The organism is Ostreiculturibacter nitratireducens (assembly GCF_032670585.1).
In the GTDB taxonomy this organism is placed as follows: Bacteria; Pseudomonadota; Alphaproteobacteria; order Rhodobacterales; family Rhodobacteraceae; genus Ostreiculturibacter; species Ostreiculturibacter nitratireducens.
The window spans coordinates 564663-585469 of sequence record NZ_JAVQHL010000002.1 but is presented as its reverse complement, the minus strand read 5'-3'; the positions used below and the strand labels follow the sequence as shown (position 1 = coordinate 585469).

Here is a 20807-nt window from a genome sequence, read left to right as displayed (position 1 = left end):
AACCGGAGCTTCCCCGCAAGGGTGGGGAGGCGACATGAAAGGAATGGCGCGGGGCTCCCCCGCGCCGCGATTCAATTCGCCGGCTTCAGCCCCTCCGGGCGCCCCACGACAACGAATTGCAGCGCCTCCGGTTTCATCACGCGCGCCGCCACCCGTTTGACGTCGTCGAGCGTCACGGCCTCAACCTGGGCATTGCGCGTATTGACGTAGTCGATTGGCAGCCCTTCCATCTGCATGCCGACGAGGATGTTCGCGATCGGCCCGTTCCCATCGAAGCGCAGGGGGTATGAACCCGTAAGGTAGGTCTTCGCCGCTTCAAGCTCCGCCTCGGTCACGCCCTCCGTGGCCATCCGCTGCCATTCGGCGCGGACCACCTCGATCGCTTCGGCCACGCGGTCGTTCGACGAGGCGAAGGCGCCCTGGTAGACCTCGGCGAGGTCCATCGGGACGAGGAAGGTCGAGATGCCGTAGGTCAGGCCGCGCTTCTCCCTCACCTCCTCCATGAGGCGCGAGGCGAAGCCGCCGCCGCCGAGGATGTGGTTCATCACGTAGGCCGCGAAGAAATCCGGATCATCGCGCTTGATGCCCTCATGGCCGAAGAGGACGACCGATTGCGGATTGTCGAAGTCCACGACCGTGACACCGGGCGACACGGCGAAATCCGCACGTTCCGGCATCGGTGCCCCGGTCTCGGGCAGTTCGCCAAGGAGCCTGTCCAGAAGCGCGCCAAGCTCCTCGGCCGTGATGTCGCCAACCGCCGAAACGAACAGCCGGTCCCGCGCAAGCACGTCGCGATGCGCCGCGACGATGTCTTCGCGGGTCAGCGCCGTCACGCTCTCGATGGTCCCGTTCCGGTCCGTGCCGTAGGGGTGTTCGCCATAGGCGAGGCGGCTGAACGTCTCGCCCGCGATGTGGTTGGGGTCCTTGGCGTCCGACTGGATGATCGACAGCACCTGAGCGCGCACCCGCTCGATCGCGTCGGCGTCAAAGCGCGGCTCGGTCAGCGCGGTCTTCAGGAGGCTCACCGCCTCGTCCCGGTTCTCCGTCAGGAACTTCGCGGAAACCACCATCGAATCGTCCCAGACGTCAAATTCGAAGCTTGCCGCCAACGCGTCGCGCGCCTTGGCGAATGCCTGCGCGTCCATGTCGCCTGCGCCCTCCTCGATCAGCGCCGTCATGAGGTTGACCGCCCCGCGCTTGCCGGGCGCGTCGAGACTCGTCCCGCCCTGGAACCGGATCTCGAGCGCGGCGAAGGGGATCGAATGCTCCTCCACCAGCCAGGCATCGATCCCGCCAGGAGAGGTGACCTCCTTGATGTCGACTGCACGCGCGGGCAGCGCCGCGATGAGGAAGGCGAATGCCGCCAGAACCCGGATCATTGAATCATCTCCGCGCTGTCGTCGCGCATCAGCCAGCCCGTGACGGATTGCCGTCGGTCGAGGACTTTCCGCGCCGCCGCCATCACATCCTCCTCCGTGACCGACTGGAGGATGTCAGGCCAGGCCTGCACGTCGGCCACGGTCAGACCGGAGGTGAGCGCCTCGCCATAGCGGCGCGCCAGTCCCTGGGTGTTGTCCTTGGCATAGATCTCGCCGGCCCGGATCTGGGTCTTGATCCGCGCGAATTGCTCCGGATCGACCCCTTCCTCAAGGAAGGATGCCACGGCGTCGTCGAGCGCCTTTTCGGCCGCCTCGAGGCTCACGCCCTCGGTGGGAACGATCACGAGCCCGAAATTCGTGTCGTCGTAGGAGGTGCCGCTGTAGAAAGCGCCCGCGTAGACCGCCGTCTGCGTCTCGAACTGGAGCTTCCGGCCGAGATAGGACGTCGCCGGATCGCCGCCGAGAAGCGCCGCGAGGAAGGTCAGCGCCGCCGCGTCCTCCTGCGCACCCGGGTCGCGTTCCGGCGCGAGGTATGTCCGCATGACATAGGGCTGGGCGACGCGCGGATCCGCGAAGGTCAGCCGGCGTTCGGAAAGCTGCCGCGGTTCCTGCGGGCGCTCACGCTCGCCGATCCCGGGCGATGGTTCGAGCGGGCCGTAATAGGTTTCCGCGAGGCGCTTGACCTCTTCGGGCTCCACGTCGCCCGCGACGACGAGGACAGCGTTGTTGGGCGCGTAGTACGTCCGGTACCACTCCAGCGCATCCTCGCGCGTCAGCGCCTCCATCTCGTTGCGCCAACCGATCACCGGTGTGCCGTAGGGATGGTTCAGGTACTGCGCTGCCATGCGCTGTTCGCCGAAGATCGCCGCCGGATCCGTGTCGACACGCTGGTTGCGCTCCTCGATGATGACGTCGCGTTCAGTGCGCCAGTCGTCCTCGGAGAGGATCAGGTCGCGCATCCGGTCGGCCTCCATCTTCATCATGAGTTCGAGCCGATCCGCCGCGACGCGCTGGAAATAGCCGGTGTAATCCCAGGATGTGAAGGCGTTGTCGGAGCCGCCGTTGGCCTCGACCACCTTCGAAAGCTCCCCCGGCGCCATGTCGTCGGTTCCCTTGAACATCAGGTGTTCGAGGAAATGCGCGACGCCGGAAACGCCGGGCTTCTCGTCCGCCGCGCCTGCACGATACCAGACCATATGCACGACGACCGGGGCGCGGTGATCCTCGATCACGACGCCTTCCAGGCCATTGTCGAGCGTGAAGGTCGTGACCTCTTCGGCATGGGCCGGGCCCGCAAGCGCGAGCACAAGCCAGAGCCCTCGCAGAACGCTGCGCATGAAGCCTCCCTAGGGATTTGTCCTGACGGCAAAGTTACGCCCCCGCGCGCGGCCCTCAAGCCCCGTTGACGGAGACGTTACCTCAGTCTTCCGCGGTGTCGGGTGGCGCGCTCACGGTACGGACGCCCGCCGCACGCCAGCGTTCAAGCTCGGCGTACTTGTCGAGCGACATCCGGCGATAGGCCTTGAAGTAGACGTTGACGTTGAACCACCGCTCCAGGAGCCGCCCGTCATTCCTGCGCCGCCACTCGAGGTCCTCGGCGGCGAGCTGGTCGCGGATACCGGCGCTGACCCCGAACCGTCCGGCATGGGCGACCAGGCCGCCGTCGGAGGCCGGCACCGCGCCGCGCCGCGCCACCGTTTCGGGATTTCCGCCAAGAGCTGCGATCGCATCGGCTTCCGGGGTCGGGTCGGTGATGTTCGTCCCGCCCGGCGTCGGTTCGGGAAGAGCCGCGAGGTCCTCGGGCAGCGTGAGCGGCTTGGTCGGGACGATGGCGAATTCGTCGGGAGTGCGGTTCTGCGAACGGATGTTCATCAGTTCGGGCTGCCTGTCGCGCGGCGCGCAGGCGGTAAGCGCCGTGAGCGCGACGAACGCGATCCCTAGGATGCCCTGACTTGCCCGCATCGGCTTCTCCCTGCCCGTCCCTGCCGGATCTTGACCCGTCTTAACCCAACTCGACGCGCGCGTCACGGGGTCTTCTCCCGGCCGGTGAACAACACCAGCCCGGCGGCGCCGACGAAGATCGCGATATCGGCGACGTTGAAGGAATAGGGGTTGTCGAAGCCCGGAAAGCCAACGTTCAGGAAATCCGCGACCGCGCCATAGATCAGGCGGTCCACCACGTTGCCAAGCGCGCCGCCGATCAGAAGCCCGGCTGAAACGTGAACGATCGGCCGGTGCGCGGCGCGGCGCACCCAGAGCCAGACCCAGGTCGAGATGCCCAGCGCGAGCGCGATCAGGATCCAGCGCCCGAACTCCGCTGAGTTGGAGAAGAGGCCGAAATTGACGCCCCGGTTCCAGGCGATGCGGAAATCCAGCCAGGGCGGCAAGACCTCGATCACCCGCTTGCGATCGAGCTCCAGCAGGTGGACGACCCAGAACTTGCTGATCTGGTCGAGGATCAGCACCACGAGCGCGGTGTAATGCGTGAACCGCATGGCAGTGACCTAGTGCCGGAAATGCCGCATGCCGGTGAAGACCATCGCGAGCCCTGCCTCGTCTGCGGCCGCGATGACCTCCTCGTCACGCATCGAGCCGCCCGGCTGGATCACCGCCGTCGCCCCGGCCTCGGCCGCCGTGAGGAGCCCGTCCGGGAAGGGGAAGAACGCGTCCGAAGCCACGACCGAGCCCTTGGTCGGTGTCTCGGAAAGTCCGAGCGCCGCGGCCATGTCCTCGGCCTTGCGCGCGGCGATGCGCGTCGAATCGACCCGGCTCATCTGGCCCGCGCCGATCCCCACCGTTGCGCCGCCCCTGGCATAGACGATGGCGTTCGACTTCACGTGCTTTGCCACGCGCCAGGCGAACAGGAGGTCCGCCATCTCCTCGGCCGAGGGCGCGCGTTTCGTCATCACCCGCAGGCCGTCCGCCGCGATCCGTCCGTTGTCGCGGTCCTGAACGAGAAAGCCGCCCGCCACCTGCCGGAACATCAGCCCCGCCGCCCGCGGGTCGGGCAAGGCGCCCGTCGTCAGAAGCCGCAGGTTCTTCTTGGCGGCGAAGACGGCCCGCGCGCCCTCGTCCGCGTCGGGCGCGATGACGACCTCGGTGAAGATCTGGCAGATCTCTTCCGCCGTCGCGGCATCCAGCGTCCGGTTCAGCGCGACGATCCCTCCGAAGGCCGAGGTCCGGTCGCAGTCGTAAGCGTGCTTGTAGGCCTCGAGCAGCGTCTCGCCACGGGCGACGCCGCAGGGATTTGCGTGCTTGATGATCGCGCAGGCCGCCGATTCCGCCGGGTCGAACTCCGCCACCAGTTCGAAGGCCGCGTCGGTGTCGTTGATGTTGTTGTAGGACAGTTCCTTGCCCTGCCACTGCTTCGCCGTGGCGACACCCGGCCTGGCCGAGCCGTCGGTGTAGAAGGCCGCCGACTGGTGTGGGTTCTCGCCGTAGCGCAGGGTCTGAGCGAGCGTGCCCGCGAAGGCGCGGCGCCGCGGTGTTGCGTCCCCGATCGCTCCGGCGAGCCAGTTCGAAACGGCCGCGTCATAGGCCGCCGTCCGCGCATAGGCGCGCTGGGCGAGCTTCTTGCGGAACTTCGGGCAGGTCGCACCCCCATGCTGGTCCATGTCGCCAAGAAGCTTCGAGTAGTCCTCGGGGTCCACGACGACCGCCACGAAGGCATGGTTCTTCGCCGCGGCGCGGATCATGGCCGGGCCGCCGATGTCGATGTTCTCGATGCAGTCGTCGTAGTCCGCGCCCTTCGCGACGGTTGCCTCGAAGGGGTAGAGGTTCACGACCAGAAGGTCGATCGGCTCGATCCCGTGCGCGGCCATCGCGGCAAGGTGCTCGTCATCGTTGCGCAGCGCAAGGAGCCCGCCGTGCACCATCGGGTGCAGCGTCTTCACGCGCCCGTCCATCATTTCGGGAAAGCCCGTGACTTCGGCCACGTCGCGCACCTCGAGCCCCGCATTCCGCAGCATCGCCGCCGTGCCGCCCGTGGAGATCAGCTCCACCCCCCGTTCGGCTAGGCCCCGGGCGAAGTCCAGGAGGCCCGTCTTGTCGGACACGGAAATCAGCGCGCGGGAGATTGGAACGAGTTTGGTCACGGCAGGGGGCTCCTTCGTCAGGGTCACTCGGCAGAGTCGTCGCGTTCGAGGTCGCGGATGGCGCGGGGGGTATCCTGTGCCTTCGCCAAGGTCCAGCCGATCTGGCAGGCATAGTCGAAAACGGCGGCGGAAAGGACGATCTGTCGCGTCGCGCGAGGCTTCAGCCGGCCCTTTTCGAGGTAGACCGAAGCTTCAAGCTCCAGCCGCGCCGTGCCATCGTGCCGGAAAACCCAGATCTCGCCGCTCTTGAGCGCCAGCGACACCGCCGTGCCCCCGAGGTCGATCGCGGCGTCCACGTCGGGATGCAGGTGGAAGCGGATGTCGAATTCGATCCCTTCCAACCCGGTCCGGTTCATGACCGCCTCGAACCGCTTGCGGTCGGTCGCCGACATCGCGCCAAGCGTATCCTCGCCGCGCAGCATCCGCCCGTCGAAGCTCAGTTCCAGCTGGCGCACATGGGTCATCCCGTGGGTCGCCGCATAGCCGTCATGGCTCGCTATCAGGAGGGCGCCCTCCTGCGTCGCGGCCTGCTGGACGCGGACGTTGCCGGGAACCTCGATGAGATAGGCCGCCGAGGTCTCCAAGCCCCGCGCCCCGCCTTCCGTGCCGAAGCGCGAGGAGGAGACCCCGACGATTCCGAGCGTCGAATGCGACGGCGTGGCGCGGCCCGCGCGGTGCCATTCGGTCCCGAACATCTCGCCCGACCCGCAATTGACGATCACCGGCCGCCGGCCCGACGTGAGCTCGAAGGCGAGCGTCGAGGCATGCGCGTTGGTCGAGGCCGCGCCCTTCGGCGGGCTCGCCGCATCCACGAGCACTGTCGTCCGGCCCGAAGCGAGCCGCGCGAAGCCCATGGCGAGCCTGTGCGTCGCGACCGCCCGGACCCCCGCGCTGGCAAGCGCCTGGTCGAGCCGCCCCTCGACCCCGCGGCCGCCGCCGTGGAACCGCGCGAGCCCCCCGTCGGCATGGCGAAGCGCGCGGAGCGTCGGCGCAATCCGTTCGATCGCGTCCGTGTGGGCCTTGTGCGGCGACTTGCCCGCATCGTTCAGTGCCGCCGCCGCCCATGTGAGCAGCGTGAAGACTTCCAGAAGCTCCTCGGGATTGCGCGTCGGGATGCCGCCCTCGCCGTCGATCTCGTTCGCGCATTCCCGGGCCAGAGCCGTAGCGGCGGGGACGACGTGACGTTCCATCCCGGTCAGCGTGAGCCCGGCATAGACGAGCCCCGTCAGCGCCTCGAACCGCGGCAGGCCCGGCCGCGCGGCCTTCCAGCGGCGGGACAGGAAGATCGTCTGCTGGCCGAGGCTTCGGTAGAAGCTTTCGGTCTCCGCCTTGTCGCGCCCGTTCAGCAGCATGATCGCGTGGTTGATCCAGCGGATCAGCCGCCGCCCTGTAAGATCGGGCGTCCAGCCCGGGCCGCGGCCTCGGCCGTAACGCTGGATCCACTCGTAAGTCCATTTCTGCGCCCGTTCCCGAGCGCGCGGGTCGGACGCGGCGGCGAGGTCGTCGAGCCAGCCGAAGCCGTGCCGTTCCTCGGCGAAGGCGGCATCGGTGACGCCCAGGTCCCAGATCGACTGGTTGGGTGCGTCGACGAGGTGGCCGGCGAAGAGGAAATTCCCGGCGACGAGCTGCCGGCCGCGGGCGTGGCTGCCGATCGTCCTTGGTTCCGGGCGGCTCACGAGGCCGGTGGCCGGCTTCGCCCTGGCCGCCATGATCGCGGCCAGACGATTCAGCGCGCGGCGGCCGCTGGCCGCCCAACCCCCGGTTCCGGAATTCCCTGCCTTGCCTCTGGTCATGTTCTTGGTCTGATCGGGTCGGGCCTGCCGCACGCGCGCACCATAGCCGCCCCCCTTGGCACTGTCATCGGGTAATGCCTCCCGTTACCGCCGACCTTTCGAAGGCGATGATGTAGAAGCCGTCCATGCCGCCCCGCTCCGCCCAGTAGTCCGGCCGGAGCCTGAGACCGCCCTCGGGACCAACCCAGCCGGGCTCCGTCCCCGGCAGGGCGACGGCGTCCCGCAGCACGCGCAGTTCCGGGTGCCGCTCCAGCGCCGCCTCGGCCAGCCGCTCGCCCTCCTCCGGCAGGAGCGAACAGGTGCAGAGCACCAGCCGCCCGCCCGGCCGCGTCAGCTCCACCGCCCGGTCCAGAAGAAGGGACTGGAGCGCGAAAAGCTCTTTCAGCGCGGCAGGATCGCGGACAAAGGGCAGGTCGGGATGCCGCCGGATCGTGCCCGTCGCCGAGCAGGGCGCATCGAGAAGCACCGCGTCATAGGGCGCCGGCGGCTGGTACTCCAGCGCGTCGGCCACGACCACCTCGGCCGTCAGCCTGCATCGCCCAAGGTTCTGCCGCAACCTCTCGAGCCGCGCGCCCGAGATGTCGACCGCCGTGACCTCCGCCCCGGCCGCCGCAAGCTGCAGGGTCTTCCCCCCCGGCGCCGCGCAGAGATCGAGCACGCGCGCTCCCGGTCCGATGGCCAAAGCCCTTGCCGCCAGAGCCGCCGCCGCGTCCTGCACCCACCAATCGCCTTCCGCGAATCCCGGCAACGCGCTCACCTGTCCCGCCGAAAGGGTCCGCACGCTCCCCGTGGGCAGCGCTTCGCCGCCGACCCGCGCGGCGAGCGCCTCCGCGTCACCGTCCCTCGGCGTCAGGTCCAGGGGGGCCTGACCGGCCTGCACGGCCTCCATCGCCTGAACGGCTGCCTTGCCATAGGCGGACATCAGCCGCCCGCGCAGCCAGCCGGGCAGTTCCTGCGGGGGCAGCGACGCCCAGCGCGCCGGGCCGTCCTCCGCCACCCGCCTCAGCACCGCGTTGACGAGGCCCGCGAAGCTTTCCGCCTTCCGACCGCCCTTCCGGGTCATCGCCACGGCGGCATTGACGACACCATGCGCCGCCGCGCCTTCGCCCAGCATCTCGATCGCCGCGAGCCTCAGGATCGCCTGCACCCGGGCAGGCGGCCGTTTCCTCAGATGCGGTTTCAGCACCGCGTCCGCCTTCGACACCTGCCGCAGGACCGTCACCGCGAGCCGCTGCGCCCGCGCACGGTCTGCCGGGTCCAGCGCATCGATCGCCCCGCCCGCGACCTGGTCGGCCAGCGACGCCCGCTCCTCGATCACCCCGAGGATCAGCTCCAATGCCGCCGCCCGCGCCGTGATGCCCGTTCCGGCCATTCCCGCCTCGCTTGTGCCTGACTGCGCTCCGGGCCTATATCAAGGGCTGGTGCGAGACAAGGAAACAGGGGATTGCCCATGTCCGAGGATCCGGGGAAAGACCTGCCGCCCGCCGCGCAGCGCGCGCTAGCGGAGGCCGAGGAGCGACGGAAGAAGCAGAAGCCCCTCGACCTGCCGGCGGAACTGGGCGGGCGCGACGGGCCGGAGCCGGTCCGCTTCGGCGATTGGGAGAAGAAGGGTATCGCGATCGATTTCTGAGGCGCTCAGCGCAGCCTCAAATCGGCATGGTCCCCCGCGCCCCGGTCCGCGATGAACCGGATCGTGGCCCCCTTCACCTCAACCACCTGGCAGTTCGGGCCGAGGTCCTCGCTTCCGAAGAAGAGGTCGCGGCAGAAGTAGCCGTCGGCCCAGCGCCAGGCGCCCGTCACCTGCCGGCCGAAAGCGCGGCCCTCGATCCGCCCGGCGGGGGTCACGTTCAGCGAGATGCCGAGACGGGTAAGCTCCCGTCCGGAGACGAGACTGACGAAGTGGTCCTTGTCCTCGACCTTGCGGAATTCCTCGGCCAAGCCGGGTCCGGCCAGAAGGCTCGCCGCGACGGCTGCGGCCGAGACGTGGGAAAGATGCATCGCCTGCCCCCCTGTTGTCCTTGGCGTTATACGCCGGGACCGGGAGACCGGATCACTCAGAGCCCGAGGACGTCCAGCATGTCGTATTCGCCGGGCTTCTGGTCCTGACCCCAGAGCGCGGCCTTGAGCGCGCCCCGCGCGAAGATGGCGCGGTCCGTCGCCACGTGGCGCAGGATCACGCGTTCGCCCGCGCCGGCGAAGATCACGTCGTGTTCGCCCACGATGTCGCCGCCGCGAATCGCGGAAAAGCCGATATGCCCCCGCTCCCGCGCGCCGGTGATGCCTTCGCGCGCCGCGTCGCGCACCTCGGCCAGCGGGACACCGCGGCCCTCGGCGGCGGCCTCGCCCAGCATCAGCGCCGTGCCCGAAGGCGCGTCGACCTTCATCCGGTGATGTGCCTCCACGATCTCGATGTCCCAATCCGCGTCCAGAGCCGCCGCCACCTTCCGCGTCATCTGGACGAGGAGGTTGACCCCGAGGCTCATGTTCCCGGCCCGGACGACGACTGCGTGCCGCGCGGCCGCCGCGATCCTTTCCAGGTGCTCGGGTTCGAGCCCCGTCGTTCCGATCACGTGCACGGCCCGCGCCTGCGCGGCCAGCGCCGCGAATTCCACCGTCGCCGCGGGCGCCGTGAAGTCGATCACCGCCTGCGCCTTGGCGAAGGCTTCCAGCGGATCGTCCGTGACGACGATCCCTTTCGGGCTGCCGCCCATCGCCTCGCCCAGGTCCTTGCCGACCCAGTCGTGCCCCTTCCGCTCCACCGCGCCGACGAGCCGCGCCTTGTCCGAGGCCCCGACGGTCTCGACCAGCATCCGGCCCATCCGGCCCGAGACTCCGGTGATGACGATGCCCGGCAATTCGGTGGTCATGGCACTCTCCCTCTGGGTTTCGGCACCCTTTAGCCCGCGATCGGCCGCTTGGCAAAGCCCCGTTGCGGGCGCGCCGGCTTTGCCCTACATCCCGCACATGTCATCTTCGCGTTTCTCCAGGGGCTCCGGGCCCTCCCAGCGCCAGCTCCGCGTCGGCGAGCTGATCCGCCGCACGCTCTCGGACATCCTGTCGCGGGGCGACGTGCACGATCCCGAACTGAACCGCATGTCGATCACCGTGGGCGAGGTGACGACGTCGCCCGACCTCAAGGTGGCGACCGCCTATGTCATGCCGCTCGGCGGCCAGGGCGCGGACGAGGCCCTCGTCGCGCTTCGCCGCCACAAGGGCGAGCTGCGCCACCTCGTCGCCAAGGAACTCACCCTGAAATACGCGCCCGAGTTGCGGTTCGTCCTCGACGAGACCTTCGACCGCATGGATGCGACGCGGCGCATGTTCGCGGACGAGACCGTCCAGCGCGACATCGCGCGGCACGACGAAGATGAAGACGGCGACGATTGAGGCCGCATTCCTCGCCCTTTGGCTCGCGGCGCCGGCCGCCGCGGCCGAACCCTGCCGGGATGTCTCCTTCGAAGAAACGCCCTACACGATCTGCACGGTCAGTGCGGACGAAGACCTGCGACTATGGCTGACGGGGCCGGACGGGCGCCCGATGGGCAGCTTCGATCGCCTTCGCGAAACGGTCGAGGGTGAAGGAAAGGCGCTCGTCTTCGCCATGAACGCCGGCATGTATCACCCCGATCGCCGCCCCGTCGGCCTTTACGTCGAGGACGGCGGCGAGGTCGCGCCCCTCGTCACCTCCGCCGGGCCCGGCAATTTCGGCATGCTCCCGAACGGCGTCTTCTGCATCTCCGGCACGGGCTTTGCCGTGATCGAGAGCCGCACCTTCGCGAGCGGCGGAACGCAGTGCCGCCACGCGACCCAATCCGGCCCCATGCTGGTGATCGGTGGCGAGCTTCACCCGCGCTTCCTGCCCGATTCCGATTCCCGCTACATTCGAAACGGCGTCGGCGTGTCGCCCGACGGGCAAACGGCCTATTTCGCGATCGCCGACCGCCCCGTCACCTTCCACGAATTCGGCCGCCTCTTCCGCGACGAGTTCGACGCACCGAACGCGCTGTATTTCGACGGCAAGATCTCCCGCCTGTACGCCCCCGGCCTCGACCGCCACGACACCGGCTTTCCGATGGGCCCGATAGTGGGCCTGGTCGCAGCATCGCGTTGACGCACGGCCCCGGCTTCGCTAGCAGGCGGGGCCTCAGTCGAAAGGAAGGGCCAATGGCTAAGGGCAAGGGCCGAGACATCTCGGGGTGGATCGTCATCGATAAGCCTGCGGGCATCACCTCCACCTCGGTGGTGAACAAGGTCCGCTGGGCCTTCGGGGCGAAGAAGGCGGGCCACGCCGGCACGCTCGATCCCGCCGCGACGGGCGTCCTCGCCGTGGCGCTCGGCGAGGCGACGAAGACCATTCCCTACATCACGGATGCGCTGAAGTGCTACAGCTTCACCATCCGCCTCGGCCAGGCGACCACGACCGACGACGCCGAGGGCGAGGTCATCGCGACCTCGGACCTGCGTCCGACCGACGATGACATCCGCGCGGCGCTTCCCGCCTTCACCGGCGACATCATGCAGGTTCCGCCACAGTTTTCGGCCGTGAAGGTCGCCGGCGAACGCGCCTACGACCTCGCGCGGGAAGGCGAGGAACTGGACCTCGCCCCGCGCCCGCTATGGGTCGAAAGCCTTGCGCTGACCGCCCGGCCCGATGCCGACCATGCCGAACTGGAGATGGTCTGTGGCAAGGGCGGCTATGTCCGCTCCATCGCCCGTGACCTGGGTCGCGCGCTTGGCTGCGAGGCGCATGTGCTCACGCTCCGCCGGATCTGGTCCGGCCCGTTCGAAGTCGTCGAAGGCGTCAGCCTCGAGCAGATCGAGGAACTCGCCAAGACGCCGGAGATCGACGAGCTTCTCCTGCCGCTCGAAACCGGTCTCGCTGACCTGCCCGAGGTCAGGGCCACCCCCGAGGGCGCGGCGCGGCTCCGGAACGGCAACCCGGGTCTCGTGATCGGCCATGACGTCGAATACGGCGACGAGGCGTGGGCCTCGTTCGAGGGCAAGGCGATCGCCGTCGGTTCCTACCGCTCGGGCGAACTCCACCCCTCCCGCGTGTTCAACCGATAGCCGCCGCGCGCCTTGCCATTGCCTGCGGGCGCGGACGATAAGGCTGTCATGATCACCCGAACCCACCAGAAGGGCGACGCGGCGTCAGAGGCGGTCTATTCGCCCTGCGAACGCTACCGCTATACGCTGACGCGCACCTGGGACCCTTCCGGGCCCAAGGCGCTCTTCGTGATGCTGAATCCATCGACCGCGACCGAGGTGCAGAACGACCCAACCGTCGAACGCTGCGAGCGCCGGGCGCGCGCGCTCGGCTTCGGCGCCTTCCGGGTGACGAATATCTTCGCCTTCCGCGCCACCGACCCGAAGGTGATGCGCGCCGAGCCCGATCCCGTCGGCCCGGCGAACGACGCGGCGATCCGCGACGGGGCGTTCTGGGCCGACCGCATCGTCTGCGCCTGGGGCACTCATGGCGCGCATCTCGACCGCGGCCCGGCGGTCGAGGCTCTCCTGCGCGGCACGGGGCGCAAACTCTACCACCTCGGCCTGTCGCAGGCGGGCCACCCCAAGCATCCGCTCTACATCGGCTACGACCGGCAGCCTGAACTCTGGACCGCCTGAGCTTTCGCCCGAGGCAAGTTCGGTTAACCACTTAACCCTTAAGCTTCTGCGATTCTTGCGAAATTCTGATAATCCGGATGCCGGGTGAAGTCCCGGTGCATCCGGGCAAGACGCGGGGTGGCGCTATGCTTCTGTTCGCCGGGCTGCTTGGCGTGCTGATGATCGGCTCGCTGATCGAATTCTCTGGCTCCGAAGAGGATGAACTGGAGCCTCAGACCAGCGACGAGGAGGCGCAACAGGTGATCCAGGGAACCGTCGGAACCGACATCCTCTCGGGCGGCGACGACCAGGACGCCATCCTCGGCGGGGACGGAGACGACCAGATCGGCGGATACGGCGGCGACGACTGGATCATCGGCGGCGCGGGGAATGACGACCTCTGGGGCGGCGCGGGCGACGACCATCTGGACGGCGGTGGGGGCGACGACATGCTGCACGGCCAGGCGGGGAACGACACTCTTCTCGGCGGGGAGGGCGGCGACCGGCTGGAAGGCTGGGAGGGCGACGATCTTCTCGACGGTGGCGCGGGCTCTGACCTGCTCATCGGGGGCGAAGGCAACGACACGCTTCTGGGCGGTGACGGCGACGACATGCTCCAGGGCGGCTACGGCGACGATGCCCTCGACGGCGGTCTCGGGGCCGACACGCTTTACGGTGGTGACGGCAACGACACGCTGTCGGGCATCGTCAGGGAACCCGCGACGGGCCAGGCCGTCAGCGACGGGCGGGATTTCCTGAACGGCGGGCGGGGCGACGACAGGCTTTTCATCGGCGCAGGCGACTGGGCCTCGGGCGGTGACGGGGCCGACGAGTTCCTTCTGGACAGCGACGCGATGGAAGACGGCTTCGCCACGATCGAGGATTTCGACAGCAGCGAGGACGGGATCGCCGTTCTCTACGACCCCGCGAGCGCGACCCCGCCCGCCGTCACGGTCGAACACCCTGTCGCCGATGCGGGCACGGCCTACATCCTCGCGGACGGCATCCGCATCGCCGTCGTTCATGGCCCTGGCGCCGCAGGTCTCGTGGCGTCGGATATCGTGCTTGTCGCCAAAGGTGACGCGGCGTCCTGACCGCCGTGACGCCGGACGGTTCCGAACCGCGGCCCGGGCGGCCCGCCCTTCGAATTCGCGCTTTCCTTTCGGGCCGTTTTCCCCTATACGCGCGCATCCGTCGATTTCGGCGGATTTCTCCAAGGGCCTTGCTGGACGACATCCCGGCCTGTGCCATGACCCTCTTTGAAAGGAGACCCCGATGTCGATCACTGTTGAAGAAAAAGCCCGCCTGATGAAGGAATTCGCGACCAAGGAGGGCGACACCGGTTCGCCCGAGGTTCAGGTCGCCATCCTTTCCTCGCGGATCGCCACGCTGACCGAACACTTCAAGACCCACGCGAAGGACAACCACTCGCGCCGGGGCCTGCTGAAGCTCGTCGCTCAGCGCCGCAAGCTCCTGGACTACCTGAAGGACCGGGACCAGTCGCGCTACGCCTCGCTCATCGAGCGTCTCGGCCTGCGCCGCTAAGAACACCGGACGCGCCCCACGGGGCGCGTTCGTCTTTCATATCGGGGCCAATCCAGGCCCGATGTCGGCCTCCCCACCGGGCTCCATGGGGCGGGCAGCCGGGAAAGGAAAGGAGCCACGGGCATACGGCCCGTACGCAACGCCGAAAGGCTTATGGGCGCGGGGAGGGTCCCCGCGCGAGATAGGAAACCAGATGTTCAATGTAACGAAGAAATCGATCCAGTGGGGCCAGGAAACGCTCACGCTGGAAACCGGCAAGGTCGCCCGTCAGGCCGACGGTTCGGTGATCGCCACGCTCGGCGAAACCTCCGTCATGGCCGCCGTGACCTTCGCCAAGGAGGCCAAGCCGGGGCAGGACTTCTTCCCGCTTACCGTCCACTACCAGGAAAAATACTACGCTGCCGGCAAGATCCCCGGCGGCTTCTTCAAGCGCGAAGGCCGCCCGACCGAAAAGGAAGTGCTGACCTCGCGGCTCATCGACCGCCCGATCCGGCCGCTTTTCGTGCCGGGCTTCAAGCACGAAGTGCTGGTGATCTGCACCGTTCTCTCGCATGACCTGGTCAACGACCCCGACATCGTGGCGATGATCGCGGCCTCGGCGGCGCTCACCGTCTCGGGCGTTCCGTTCATGGGCCCGATCGGCGCCGCGCGCGTCGGCTTCGCCAACGGCGAATACATCCTGAACCCGGAAGTGGCGGACATGGACCAGCTCCGGAGCAATCCCGAGCAGCGCCTCGACCTCGTCGTCGCGGGCACCAAGGACGCCGTGATGATGGTGGAATCGGAAGCTTACGAGCTTTCCGAGGACGAGATGCTCGGCGCCGTAGAGTTCGGCCACGAGGCGATGCAGCCGGTGATCGACCTGATCATCTCGCTCGCCGAGGACGCCGCCAAGGAGCCCTTCGACTTCCAGCCGGCCGACTACTCCGAGCTTTATGCGAAGGTGAAGTCGCTCGGCGAAGTGCAGATGCGCACCGCCTTCTCGGTCCGCGACAAGCAGCTGCGCCATGGCGCGATCGAAGCCGCGCGCCAGACCATCCGCGCCGGCCTGACCGAGGCAGAGCTTGCCGACGAGAACCTCGGCAACGCGTTCAAGAAGCTCGAATCGTCGATCCTGCGCGGTGACATCATCCGTGGCGGCGCCCGCATCGACGGCCGCGACACCACGACCGTCCGCCCGATCGTCTCGGAAGTGGGCGTGCTGCCGCGCACCCATGGCTCGTCGCTCTTCACCCGCGGCGAGACGCAGGCGCTGGTCGTGACCACGCTCGGCACCGGCGAGGATGAGCAGATCATCGACGCGCTGCACGGGAACTTCCGCTCGAACTTCCTGCTGCACTACAACTTCCCGCCCTACTCGGTCGGCGAGGTTGGCCGCTTCGGTCCTCCGGGCCGCCGCGAAACCGGCCACGGCAAGCTCGCCTGGCGCGCGCTTCAGGCGGTTCTTCCGGCGCCGACGGAGTTCCCCTACACGATCCGCGTCGTGTCGGAGATCACCGAATCGAACGGTTCCTCCTCGATGGCTTCGGTCTGCGGTGGTTCGCTGTCGATGATGGACGCGGGCGTGCCGCTCAAGGCTCCGGTCGCGGGCGTCGCCATGGGCCTCATCCTCGAGGATGAAGGCAAATGGGCCGTGCTCACCGACATCCTCGGCGACGAGGATCACCTCGGCGACATGGACTTCAAGGTGGCCGGCACCGAGCAGGGCATCACCTCGCTCCAGATGGACATCAAGGTCGCGGGCATCACCCCGGCGATCATGAAGCAGGCCCTCGCCCAGGCGAAGGACGGCCGGATGCACATCCTCGGCGAGATGGCGAAGGCCCTTTCCGAAGGCCGCGCCGAGTTCTCGGCCCACGCGCCGCGGATCGAGACGATGACGATCCCGACCGACAAGATCCGCGAAGTGATCGGCTCGGGCGGCAAGGTCATCCGCGAGATCGTCGAGGTCTCGGGCGCCAAGGTCGACATCAACGACGACGGCGTCATCAAGATCGCCTCGGCCAACGCCGAGTCGATCAAGAAGGCCTACGACATGATCTACTCGATCGTGGCCGAGCCCGAGGAAGGCAAGATCTATAAGGGCAAGGTCGTGAAGCTCGTCGACTTCGGCGCCTTCGTGAACTTCTTCGGCAAGCGCGACGGCCTCGTGCACGTTTCGCAGATCTCGCCGAAGCGCCTGAACCACCCGTCCGACGCCCTCCAGGAGGGCCAGGAGGTCTGGGTGAAGCTTCTCGGCTTCGACGATCGCGGCAAGGTCCGGCTCGGCATGAAGATGGTCGATCAGGAAACCGGCCAGGAGATCGCCGAGAAGAAGAAGGAAGAGGCCGACGCGGAATAATTCCGCAACGGTGCAAAACGAAGGCCCCGGCAGCGATGCCGGGGCCTTTTCTCTTGGCGGTTCCGAGCGGGTTTCGCGGGCTGGCCCGATCCCGCCCTAAAGCGGCGTGGCACCCGTCTCCAGCCGGACGATCTTGCCGTCCTTGAGGGTATATGCACCCAACACGGCTTCCTTGGTGCCATCGGGATATTCGTTGATCGAGTGGACGACCATGATATCGCCGTTTTCGTAAATGCAACGCCTCTGCCCCATCTTCGCGCCGCCCGCAGCCATCATCTTGCGCATCAACTCGGCTATCTGAGGTTTCTTCATCGTCGTCCCGGTCTGATGACGCACGAACTCGCAGTTGTCGGCCATCAGGTCGATGTATGCTTCGGCATCACGATTGGCAGTCGCGGCCTCCAGTTTTGCAAAGACTGACATTAGTGTCCTCCCCTTTTGTTTCACCCTGAGGTGGGGCTCGCGCACGGAAACGCATTCGCGAGCCCCGGATCGACAGGAGCGCGGCGTATCATGAATGATTATGGTGCTCGCAGGTGACGTTCGGATTGAACGGTTCGAGGACCCCCGCCGGATTGTCCCTGAACAGCCAGACGTGCTGATCGAAGTGCGGCATGAACCCGTGCGCCTCGTCGCCATCGGTATTCGGGTCGTCGGCCATGTGGTCCCAATTTCGCCCGTTGAGCATGGGCGGACCCTCGTGCCCCGCTGCGCGCCAGGCTGCCTCGAAAACAAGGTTCTCGATCCCGACCAGTTCCAGGGAGCCGTCCTCCTGCGGTTCATAGAGCAAGATCGCCGGCGCCATGAAATCGGTGTGCGTGCTCATGCCATCCACGCGCGGCTCGCCTGCCGTGATCTTCAGAGCCGCCGGGTTAAGATAGTGGATGCCCATCCCGCCAAGCTCGGGTGGCAGCCCCTCTTCGGCCGCCGAAACGCAGTGGCCGGAGGGGTCGGGAATGTAGCCCTCGGCAAGAGCGACATTCACATCCTTGTATTTCTCCGCCGCCGCGCGGAGAGCGTCCAGATCGTAGTCGTCGGCGAACGCCAGGGATGTGCCGGCAAGGCTGATGACAATTGCAGATGTAGTAACTAAAGCGCGCTTCATGATTGGTTCCCCCATTGAGCGGGCCAATCAGCGCGTATTGGGCACCGATGGCCCAGGCGAGTCTTGTAACACAAGGACGCCCAAAAAGCACCGGACGTTCATGGCGGGATCAGACCTCGAGACGATCTGCGGCCTGCTCGGCGAGAAGGCGGATGTCGGAGGGGTCCAATCCGAGCTCAACGAGTTCGCTGGCGGAATACTGCGACAACTCGTCGTGGATCCGCCGGTACTCCCGGCGGCGCGCCCGGGCGGCGCTGAACGCCTTGACGATATCCTGGACGAAGCCCCGGCCGGTTGCGGCAGGGAGGCGGGTTTCTGCGATCATCTCGGATCTCCATGCTTGGATCATGTCGTCCGGGATTTCGCCTCGCCCGGTTTCAGTCCGACTTCGCGGGACGGCCTTGCGGGTTTCGATTGTTCCAGCATCACTCCCTGCAATCCCGCAGTCGCCCGACCATGAAAAGAGGCCCCGGCTTTGATGCCAGGGCCTCTCCTTGCGGGATACTCGTGACGCCGGAGGCTCAGTGAAGTCCCAAGGACTTCCGCCTCCCAACTCATGACGACCCGTATCTCACGCCACGTGCTTGACGAAGCGCAGGTAGGGAAGCTTCACCTCCACGTCCCCGAACTTCGCCTTCGCGTCGTCGGTGGACATCGAGAGCGCCACGATGACGTCCTGACCCGGCACCCAGTTCGCAGGCGTCGCGAAGGGCACGCCGTCGGTGGCCTGGACCGCATCGAGCGCCCGCAGGATCTCGGCAAAGTTCCGGCCGACCGACATCGGGTAGGTCATCGTCAGGCGGATCTTCTTGTCCGGCCCGATGATGTAGACGGTCCGCACCGTCGCGGAATCCGCCGGGGTGCGCCCGTCGGGCAGATAGGCCTCTGCCGGCAGCATGTCATAGAGCTTGGAGACGTTGAGCGAGGTGTCGTCGATGATCGGGAAGTTCGCGGGCGCGCCGGCCACGGCCTCGATGTCCTTCTTCCACTTGAGATGCTCCTCGACGCTGTCCACCGAGATGCCCATCACCTTCGTGTTGCGCTTCTCGAACTCCTTGGCGAGCTGCGCGACGGCGCCGAACTCGGTGGTGCAGACCGGCGTGAAATCCTTCGGGTGCGAGAACAGGACGACATAGCTGTCGCCGATCCATTCGTGGAGGTGGATCCTGCCTTCCGTCGAATCGGCGGTGAAATCGGGGGCGATGTCATTGATGCGCAGGCCCATGCGTTCGTCCTTTCACTTGATCTCGTGGGTCGACGGTTCAAATAGCCAGCGCGGCCGGTGCTTTCATCCCCGAAGTGCCGCGACATCCTGTCTCGCCGCCCGACGGCCTGACCCCAAGGCATCCGGAATGAAGCACGAAGCCACCTTGCGGAAGGCGCGCGCCGCTGACAGATTTCGCGCCGAAGAATGGAGTAGCCCATGATCGAAAAACGCGAATTCTACATCGGCGGCAGATGGGTCTCGCCCGCGACGCCGAACGATTTGCCGGTAATCGACCCCTCGACCGAAGAACCCTGCGCGGTAATCTCGCTCGGCTCGGAGGCCGATACCAACGCGGCGGTCGCCGCGGCCAAGGAAGCCTTCCCAAGCTGGGCCTTCACCGCCCCCGCGAAGCGGCGCGAGTATGTCGAGAAGATCCTCGCGAACTACGAGGCGCGCCAGGAAGAACTCGCGCGCGCGATCAGCCTCGAGATGGGCGCGCCGATCGATTTCGCGCGGAACAGCCAGGCGCCCTGCCTGCCATGGCACCTGAAGAACTTCCTCACGGCCTTCGACAGCTTCGAGTTCCTCCGCCCCCTCGGCCAGCACGCTCCGAACGACCGGATCGCGCTGGAGCCCGTCGGCGTCGTGGGGCTCATCACGCCCTGGAACTGGCCGATGAACCAGGTGACGCTGAAGGTGATCCCGGCGCTTCTGGCGGGCTGCACGATGGTGCTGAAGCCCTCGGAACTCGCGCCGCTGTCCTCGCTCCTCTTCGCGGAGTTCGTCCATGACGCGGGCGTGCCGCCCGGAGTGTTCAACCTCGTGAACGGCGACGGGCCGGGCGTGGGCTCCCAGCTTTCGGGCCACAAGGACGTCGACATGATCTCGTTCACGGGGTCGACGCGTGCGGGCGCGGCGATCACGAAGAACGCCGCCGACACGTTCAAGCGCGTCTGCCTGGAACTGGGCGGCAAGGGCGCGAACCTCGTCTTCGCCGATGCCGACGAAAAGGCGGTGAAGCGCGGAGTGATGCACTGCTTCAACAACTCCGGCCAGTCCTGCAACGCGCCGACGCGGATGCTCGTCGAGCGCCCGATCTACGACCAGGCGGTCGAGATCGCGCGGGAAGTCGCCGAGAACCGCAAGGTCGCCTCGGCGCACGAACCCGGCAACCACATCGGCCCAGTCGTGTCGGAGGCGCAATACAACAAGATCCAGGGTCTGATCGAAAAGGGCATCGCGGAAGGCGCGCGGCTTGTCGCGGGCGGTCTCGGCCGGCCAGAGGGGCTGAACCGGGGCTACTTCGTCCGTCCGACGGTCTTCGCAGACGTCACGAACGAGATGACCATCGCGCGCGAGGAGGTCTTCGGCCCCGTCCTCTCGATCATTCCCTTCGACACGGAGGAAGAGGCCGTGGCGATCGCGAACGACACGATCTACGGGCTGACGAACTACGTCCAGTCGCAGGACGGCGAACGGCGGAACCGGCTCGCGCGCCGGCTTCGGTCCGGGATGGTGGAGATGAACGGCCAGTCGCGCGCGGCGGGCAGCCCCTTCGGCGGCGTCAAGGCCTCGGGCCGCGCCCGCGAGGGCGGCCATTGGGGGATCGAGGAATTCCTCGACGTCAAGGCGATTTCCGGCTGGGCGGCCGAATAATCCCGAACGAGGCCGGCGCGGGCGGGGCATCGAACCCCGCCCGCGCCCGTCCTGCGGACGCTCCCCCACCGAAAGCGACGATT

At 67.4% G+C, this 20807-nt stretch carries 22 protein-coding genes; 9 read left to right on the top strand and 13 right to left on the bottom strand.

The genetic code is table 11. The features are described from left to right. Positions 1-71: 71 nt before the first annotated feature. From ABCN56_RS10130 to ABCN56_RS10100, 7 genes are all read right to left on the bottom strand, one after another. Complete coding sequence (locus ABCN56_RS10130; RefSeq protein ID WP_343080683.1) at positions 72-1379, bottom strand: M16 family metallopeptidase; 1308 nt, start codon at positions 1377-1379, stop codon at positions 72-74. Further along, positions 1376-2716 (bottom strand): M16 family metallopeptidase, encoded by a 1341-nt coding sequence (locus ABCN56_RS10125; RefSeq protein WP_343080682.1) that lies wholly within the window; start codon positions 2714-2716, stop codon positions 1376-1378. Before ABCN56_RS10125 ends, ABCN56_RS10130 begins: the two co-directional genes overlap by 4 nt. Before the next feature lie 82 nt (positions 2717-2798). Continuing rightward, the gene (locus ABCN56_RS10120) at positions 2799-3341 is read right to left on the bottom strand and encodes a DUF3035 domain-containing protein (RefSeq protein WP_343080681.1); all 543 of its coding nucleotides are present in this window, start codon (positions 3339-3341) and stop codon (positions 2799-2801) included. 62 nt (positions 3342-3403) lie between these two features. After that, positions 3404-3874 (bottom strand): signal peptidase II, encoded by a 471-nt coding sequence (gene lspA / locus ABCN56_RS10115; protein WP_343080680.1) that lies wholly within the window; start codon positions 3872-3874, stop codon positions 3404-3406. A 9-nt stretch (positions 3875-3883) separates the two neighbouring features. Beyond that, entirely contained in the window at positions 3884-5473 is a 1590-nt protein-coding gene (gene purH, locus ABCN56_RS10110) for a bifunctional phosphoribosylaminoimidazolecarboxamide formyltransferase/IMP cyclohydrolase (RefSeq protein ID WP_343080679.1), read from the bottom strand. A 23-nt stretch (positions 5474-5496) separates the two neighbouring features. Continuing rightward, a complete protein-coding gene (locus ABCN56_RS10105) occupies positions 5497-7266 on the bottom strand; it encodes a heparinase II/III family protein (protein WP_343080678.1) in 1770 nt (589 codons plus the stop codon). Positions 7267-7330: 64 nt separating this feature from the next. Further along, positions 7331-8638, bottom strand: coding sequence for an RsmB/NOP family class I SAM-dependent RNA methyltransferase (locus ABCN56_RS10100; protein ID WP_343080677.1), 1308 nt, complete (start codon positions 8636-8638; stop codon positions 7331-7333). A 78-nt stretch (positions 8639-8716) separates the two neighbouring features. Between ABCN56_RS10100 and ABCN56_RS10095 the strand changes: the two genes are divergently transcribed. Then, a complete protein-coding gene (locus tag ABCN56_RS10095; protein ID WP_343080676.1) occupies positions 8717-8896 on the top strand; it encodes a DUF1674 domain-containing protein in 180 nt (59 codons plus the stop codon). A gap of 5 nt (positions 8897-8901) precedes the next feature. Here the strand turns inward: ABCN56_RS10095 and ABCN56_RS10090 are convergent, their stop codons facing one another. Beyond that, positions 8902-9264 (bottom strand): dihydrodipicolinate reductase, encoded by a 363-nt coding sequence (locus ABCN56_RS10090; RefSeq protein ID WP_343080675.1) that lies wholly within the window; start codon positions 9262-9264, stop codon positions 8902-8904. A gap of 56 nt (positions 9265-9320) precedes the next feature. After that, positions 9321-10133, bottom strand: coding sequence for a 4-hydroxy-tetrahydrodipicolinate reductase (gene dapB, locus ABCN56_RS10085; protein ID WP_343080674.1), 813 nt, complete (start codon positions 10131-10133; stop codon positions 9321-9323). A gap of 97 nt (positions 10134-10230) precedes the next feature. Here dapB and rbfA point away from each other — a divergent pair, with 97 nt between their 5' ends. From rbfA to pnp, 7 genes are all read left to right on the top strand, one after another. Further along, the gene (gene rbfA, locus ABCN56_RS10080; RefSeq protein ID WP_343080673.1) at positions 10231-10653 is read left to right on the top strand and encodes a 30S ribosome-binding factor RbfA; all 423 of its coding nucleotides are present in this window, start codon (positions 10231-10233) and stop codon (positions 10651-10653) included. After that, the gene (locus ABCN56_RS10075) at positions 10634-11377 is read left to right on the top strand and encodes a phosphodiester glycosidase family protein (RefSeq protein WP_343080672.1); all 744 of its coding nucleotides are present in this window, start codon (positions 10634-10636) and stop codon (positions 11375-11377) included. Before rbfA ends, ABCN56_RS10075 begins: the two co-directional genes overlap by 20 nt. Before the next feature lie 53 nt (positions 11378-11430). Continuing rightward, positions 11431-12333, top strand: a complete 903-nt coding sequence (gene truB, locus ABCN56_RS10070) for a tRNA pseudouridine(55) synthase TruB (protein ID WP_343080671.1) — start codon at positions 11431-11433, stop codon at positions 12331-12333. Between the two features lie 48 nt (positions 12334-12381). After that, positions 12382-12891, top strand: a complete 510-nt coding sequence (locus ABCN56_RS10065; RefSeq protein WP_343080670.1) for a DUF1643 domain-containing protein — start codon at positions 12382-12384, stop codon at positions 12889-12891. 77 nt (positions 12892-12968) lie between these two features. Next, positions 12969-13964, top strand: coding sequence for a calcium-binding protein (locus ABCN56_RS10060; RefSeq protein WP_343080669.1), 996 nt, complete (start codon positions 12969-12971; stop codon positions 13962-13964). A 181-nt stretch (positions 13965-14145) separates the two neighbouring features. Continuing rightward, positions 14146-14415, top strand: a complete 270-nt coding sequence (gene rpsO / locus ABCN56_RS10055) for a 30S ribosomal protein S15 (protein WP_343080668.1) — start codon at positions 14146-14148, stop codon at positions 14413-14415. A 193-nt stretch (positions 14416-14608) separates the two neighbouring features. After that, complete coding sequence (gene pnp, locus ABCN56_RS10050; protein WP_343080667.1) at positions 14609-16756, top strand: polyribonucleotide nucleotidyltransferase; 2148 nt, start codon at positions 14609-14611, stop codon at positions 16754-16756. A gap of 96 nt (positions 16757-16852) precedes the next feature. On the opposite strand, the gene ABCN56_RS10045 is transcribed toward pnp, so the two are convergent. The 4 genes from ABCN56_RS10045 to ABCN56_RS10030 form a co-directional block, all read right to left on the bottom strand. Next, entirely contained in the window at positions 16853-17179 is a 327-nt protein-coding gene (locus ABCN56_RS10045; protein ID WP_343080666.1) for a nuclear transport factor 2 family protein, read from the bottom strand. Positions 17180-17267: 88 nt separating this feature from the next. After that, on the bottom strand, positions 17268-17861 hold the full coding sequence (locus ABCN56_RS10040) for a hypothetical protein (RefSeq protein WP_343080665.1): 594 nt from the start codon (positions 17859-17861) through the stop codon (positions 17268-17270). A 109-nt stretch (positions 17862-17970) separates the two neighbouring features. Further along, positions 17971-18186, bottom strand: a complete 216-nt coding sequence (locus tag ABCN56_RS10035; RefSeq protein ID WP_343080664.1) for a hypothetical protein — start codon at positions 18184-18186, stop codon at positions 17971-17973. A 246-nt stretch (positions 18187-18432) separates the two neighbouring features. Continuing rightward, positions 18433-19086: a peroxiredoxin gene (locus tag ABCN56_RS10030; protein ID WP_343080663.1), complete on the bottom strand. Its 654-nt coding sequence runs from the start codon at positions 19084-19086 to the stop codon at positions 18433-18435. Between the two features lie 198 nt (positions 19087-19284). On the opposite strand from ABCN56_RS10030, the gene ABCN56_RS10025 reads away from it, so the two are divergent. Continuing rightward, positions 19285-20724, top strand: coding sequence for an aldehyde dehydrogenase family protein (locus ABCN56_RS10025; protein WP_343080662.1), 1440 nt, complete (start codon positions 19285-19287; stop codon positions 20722-20724). Positions 20725-20807 lie beyond the last annotated feature (83 nt).